Origin of the sequence: Sulfobacillus harzensis (assembly GCF_012933365.1) — a bacterium.
In the GTDB taxonomy this organism is placed as follows: Bacteria; Bacillota; Sulfobacillia; order Sulfobacillales; family Sulfobacillaceae; genus Sulfobacillus_B; species Sulfobacillus_B harzensis.
Window position 1 is genome coordinate 1 of the sequence record NZ_JABBVZ010000177.1, and the last position, 4188, is coordinate 4188.

The following is a 4188-nucleotide window of genomic DNA, read 5'->3' on the forward strand; positions in this document are numbered from 1 at the left end:
TGATCTCTTGCACCCGCGCTTCCAGTTAATTACTGGCAAATCCCCAGCTTATCCGGATTAAATACCGAGAGACTATTAAGGCCTTGAATGTGCGCTATATCCATGGGTTTCCCCTCTCTCCCCTCTGTCACGATTAACCATCATGGTTGACTTGGTGTCTGTGACATCCATCACCGGACTTACCGGAGCGTCAGTGTGACCAGGGTCACAATGGACTGAGTCGGTATCCTCTAAAGTTAACATGCAACAATTTTTGTCATCTATGAGGAGGCAACATGGTGGCCACAGTCTCTGAAAAAAATCCGGTCAGTGCTCCGAATACCGACCAGCAGATCACGCTCCGCATTATGCGAGGCGATGTTAAGGGCCAGCAGGAGGCCAGCGAATTTCATGTCCCGTACGCGCCCGGCATGGTGGTCTTAGACGCCATCCGCTGGGTTCAAGAACATGAGGCGCCGGACCTCGCCGTTCGGTGGAACTGCAAGGCCGCTCATTGTGGATCCTGCGGAGCGGAAGTCAACGGCCGTCCGCGTCTCTTGTGCAAGACGCGCGTTGATGAATTTCAAAGCCAGCCTTTCACGGTCGCCCCCATGAAGGCGTTTCCCCTCATCAAGGATTTGGTGACCGACGTCTCGTGGAATTATGAAGTGGCGAAAACCATTCCCCCGTTTAAGCCCGCGCATCCCGCGCCGTTTATCATGCAACAAGAAGACATTGAGCGGGTCAAAGAGTTCCATAAGTGCATTGAGTGCTTTCTCTGTCAGGACACGTGTCATGTTCTCCGTGAACACCAGCAGTTTGGCAAATATTATGGTCCCCGTTTCATGACCCTCATCGCCTCATACGAAATGCATCCCATGGACGTCGGCGACCGTCTTGACCTGTTGCATGGAGACGCTGGCGTGGGTATGTGCAATGTGACGGGTTGTTGCACGGAGGTGTGTCCGCAAGGAATTCACATTACGGCAAATGCCATTATCCCGTTGAAGGAGCGGGTGGCGGACCGCTATTACGACCCGCTCAAGAAGTGGCTGTATAATCGCAAGAAAAAGCGCGAACACGCGTCGGGCGAAACCCTGTCCAAGGATGTGTAAGGATGTCTTTAATGATTACCGGGTTAATCGAACGCCCCATCGAAGTTCCCCCGCGGGGCGGCCTTTTGTCCCGCATTGACCGTGTGGAAGACTTCCGCTGTCTGGAAGGATGGGTACGGCCCAACCAAGCGTGGTCGGGCTTTCGGCTTGGCGAGCTGATTCATCTTGCCAGGCCGCTTTCAAACGCCCGCTTTGTTGAGGTGGCGTGCGGAGACTTCGTCGCTGTCTTGCCATTGAGCGACCTTGAACATTCAGAAGTCCTGTTGGCCGATACCCAAAACGGTCTCAAGCTAACGGCAAGCACCGGGGGACCTTGGCGCTTTCAAGAACGTCGATCGGCTAACGGTGGTGGCCGACGATCACGGAGAAACCGCCCGTATGCGAGCGTTGGCGCGCATCAACGGATCACCCATCGCTAAGCGGTTTTAAGTCTGACGGCGCCGAAAGAACGCCAGCAGCGCCACAAGAATCCACGCCCCCACCAAGCCGGTGTAGCGGATGAAAGCCGTGAATCCGCGCCATTGTCGTGGTAGCCGTGGCGTACATGCCAAGAGGGAAGACAATGCTCCATTGCGAGGGATGATATACAATCGGCTCATGCCCATGCCCATATTTCCAGATGCCGAGAATCACCAGCAGCGGAATCCACCAGGTCCCCCAAGCCCACAACATCAGCGTCACACCCGCTAGGAATGGCCGCAGCGTAAGGAGTATGGGCGCGTGGGCGTGAATGGCGAGCAACCGGGAGCTGGCCAAAACCGTGATTGCCGTCGCGCCCATGTTAATCCAATAGGGCGGCTGAAGATCATCAAAACTCACCGATTGGAAGAAAAGTCGGTTCATGATGAGTCCAATGAAGATAACATAGAGCATAAACCCCATCGCCCAAAAGGTCGCCGAAATCAGAAACAACACGGTGGCTCGATGCGGATCGACATCAACCATGGCGGCAAAGTAGGTGGCGATGGATTCTTCGGCCACGATGGCGATAAGCCATCCCCCATTAACGTCGGTCTTTTTGACGGCCGGTCCTGCAATCAGGATCGTCATCACGGTATAAAACAATACCGCCCATGAAATGACGCCGACAGTCCCCAATATTTTGGCAGCCCATATCCAATGCTGAAACAAAAAGCGGACGGCCAACACATTGGACCCGGCCACAATGGTGAAAAAACCGAACGTAGTAGCCGGATTGGTCAAATCCCGCCAGATTTTTTGAGGAACACTCAGAGCCCGTTCCAGGTAGACAAACCACAATAAGATATATAATCCCACGCCAATCGCCATCAAGATGTCAGACAGCCATAAATGGTGATAGATAAAGAGTGCTGTCGAAACAATGCCCGTCGCCATGACGGCCGCAAAATAGCCTGTATAAAATGGTCGATCATGTTGGCTCACGCGAAATCTATCCCTCCCCGTACCTAGGCTGTGTCCTCATGCCCCGCCGTGCCGTTGCCGAAAATTGTCCAGCCATAACCAAAAGGCAAAGTCGCTCCGCATCCCGCGCCAGACTGCCCCACCGTGCCGCAGATCGGATTCGGATACCACGGGCCTGTCGCTTATTCGCGCCCAGGCGCGGCGCAGCGCCACATCGCCAGCCGGCAAGACATCTGGGTGCCCGAACACCCGAAGGAGACAATATTCGGCCGTCCAGGGGCCAATGCCTTTCATCTTTATCAGGACCTCATAGGCTTCCTGACTAGGCATCGCAGACAGTCGAGACCAATCCCATTTTCCGTCGTCGATGGCTCGCGCCACGGCAATGAGAGTCTCGGCCTTTTGCCGACTCAGTTTTAGCGTGCGAAGATCGTCGACGTGAACCCTGCTTAAGACCGATGCACTCGGAAATACGGCGCAATTGGCGCCGGCTTCCGGGATCATCGTTCCATAGCGCGCGGCGACCGCATTTTTTAACTGGGCAGCAAACCCCACCGTGATTTGCTGCCCTAAAATAGCCCAGGCGACACCCTCGAACGGATCCGCAAACACGACCGGACGAATGCCGCCATACTGGTCAAATAGCCGGCGATGCACGGCAGGAAGACCCTCAAGACGGATCCCATCCGGCAAGGGCGCGGCATCTTGCCGCATCACCCGGCGGCCCACCTCAACATCGCCCTGAACCCTTACCCCCTGATTCTCGGGATCCTTGGTGAGCCGGAGGACAGCGGGCGCCTCGCGCCGGCGATACCACCAGGTCACACCCTCGGGCTGCACGATTGTGGCGTAGGCCGGAAAACGGGCGATAAACCGGAGTTGTTCTCCGTACCGGTGATCACGACTTTCCGCCAGAAAGTCCTCATCGGCTCCGGAGTTAGTTCCGGTGATCATGACCTATTTCCCGTAAAAAGTCGCGCAAAATGGGCAGATGACTCCACTCAGTTTCCTTCGTGGCGGTTAACAGCATCAGGGGTTGGGTTTCTGCTCGGCGCACCAATTGATTAAGCGGTTCCTGGTGTTCACGTGCGGTCAGTTCCTGCCAATAACGGTCCCGAAACACCGGAAAACGTTCTGGATTATGCCCGTACCACTGTCGCAATTCCGTACTCGGCGCAGCATCTTTAATCCATTCATCCCACGGAGCACGCACTTTGGCGATTCCACGAGGCCATAACCGATCCACCAGCACACGAAATACCAGTGGCGATGGCGACGTATCCCAAATGCGCCCTATCGTGATCTCATGCATGCTCATATCCCCCCAAAACTGCAGTGTGGTGGTCTTTGTCCATCATTTCCCAGACATCGCCTGCAATCAAGCCCTGAATTGTCGATCGAGGCATCCCTGTTATTGTCATGCAGACGATTCAGTAGCTTTGTGACCACCATCACCAACGACATTAGGGTTCCGATCGGAAGCGAACCCGGGAACGGTAGGGGATTGGAGCACGGCGCAAATAAGCTAAGGGCACGGATATAACGTGAACCAAACGCGTGAACGGAAACACCATCCAAAAGACGAAACTCAAGACAATGTGTATTTTGAACGCGGTCGGGATGCCCGCCATCAAATAAGCGTCCTGTAGAGATGTGATTTCGGCGGACTTTGACAGTTGAGGAAAAAATCCCCCCGTTGGTACGGTTGTGG

6 protein-coding genes are annotated in these 4188 nt (G+C 54.9%); 2 read left to right on the plus strand and 4 right to left on the minus strand.

Features of this window, described 5'->3' with window-relative positions; genetic code table 11:
* The first annotated feature begins 275 nt into the window (after positions 1-275).
* Positions 276-1094 carry a succinate dehydrogenase/fumarate reductase iron-sulfur subunit gene (locus HIJ39_RS21695; protein ID WP_169103127.1) on the plus strand — a complete coding sequence of 273 codons (819 nt, stop codon included), beginning with the start codon at positions 276-278 and terminating at the stop codon, positions 1092-1094.
* An 11-nt stretch (positions 1095-1105) separates the two neighbouring features.
* Positions 1106-1513 (plus strand): molybdopterin-dependent oxidoreductase, encoded by a 408-nt coding sequence (locus tag HIJ39_RS21700; RefSeq protein ID WP_169103128.1) that lies wholly within the window; start codon positions 1106-1108, stop codon positions 1511-1513.
* Here HIJ39_RS21700 and HIJ39_RS21705 read toward each other — a convergent pair.
* The 4 genes from HIJ39_RS21705 to HIJ39_RS25330 all read right to left on the minus strand — a co-directional run bounded on the left by HIJ39_RS21705 (position 1500) and on the right by HIJ39_RS25330 (position 4108).
* Positions 1500-2498, minus strand: a complete 999-nt coding sequence (locus tag HIJ39_RS21705; RefSeq protein WP_169103129.1) for an SLAC1 family transporter — start codon at positions 2496-2498, stop codon at positions 1500-1502. The genes HIJ39_RS21700 and HIJ39_RS21705 overlap by 14 nt on opposite strands.
* A gap of 36 nt (positions 2499-2534) precedes the next feature.
* Positions 2535-3431 carry a DNA-3-methyladenine glycosylase family protein gene (locus tag HIJ39_RS21710; RefSeq protein ID WP_169103130.1) on the minus strand — a complete coding sequence of 299 codons (897 nt, stop codon included), beginning with the start codon at positions 3429-3431 and terminating at the stop codon, positions 2535-2537.
* Positions 3415-3789 (minus strand): DUF488 domain-containing protein, encoded by a 375-nt coding sequence (locus HIJ39_RS21715; protein WP_169103131.1) that lies wholly within the window; start codon positions 3787-3789, stop codon positions 3415-3417. The genes HIJ39_RS21710 and HIJ39_RS21715 overlap by 17 nt, the downstream gene beginning before the upstream one ends.
* Positions 3790-3940: 151 nt before the next feature.
* Positions 3941-4108 (minus strand): respiratory nitrate reductase subunit gamma, encoded by a 168-nt coding sequence (locus HIJ39_RS25330; protein ID WP_420824591.1) that lies wholly within the window; start codon positions 4106-4108, stop codon positions 3941-3943.
* Between the last annotated feature and the right edge of the window lie 80 nt (positions 4109-4188).